The 309-nt window shown below is 49.8% G+C and carries 1 rRNA gene; it reads left to right on the plus strand.

Going from position 1 to position 309, the window contains the following annotated elements:
- Window positions 1-188: 188 nt before the first annotated feature.
- Window positions 189-304, plus strand: a 5S ribosomal RNA gene (gene rrf / locus INT12_RS31075).
- Window positions 305-309 lie beyond the last annotated feature (5 nt).

The raw sequence follows: 309 nt of genomic DNA on the forward strand, positions 1-309 counted from the left end.
TCCCGAACTCAGCAGTGAAACGATGCATCGCCGATGGTAGTGTGGGGTTTCCCCATGTGAGAGTAGGTCATCGTCAAGATTAAATTCCAGAACCCCTGTTTGCTCGCGCAGACAGGGGTTTTGTTTTAGTAGAAGTCCACGAATTTCACTGGAGCGTTGCCAAGGCAACGGTCTGGTACACAGAATTTCTTGACGACCATAGAGCATTGGAACCACCTGATCCCATCCCGAACTCAGCAGTGAAACGATGCATCGCCGATGGTAGTGTGGGGTTTCCCCATGTGAGAGTAGGTCATCGTCAAGATTAAA

Origin of the sequence: Pseudomonas sp. K8 (assembly GCF_014889455.1) — a bacterium.
In the GTDB taxonomy this organism is placed as follows: domain Bacteria; phylum Pseudomonadota; class Gammaproteobacteria; order Pseudomonadales; family Pseudomonadaceae; genus Aquipseudomonas; species Aquipseudomonas veronii.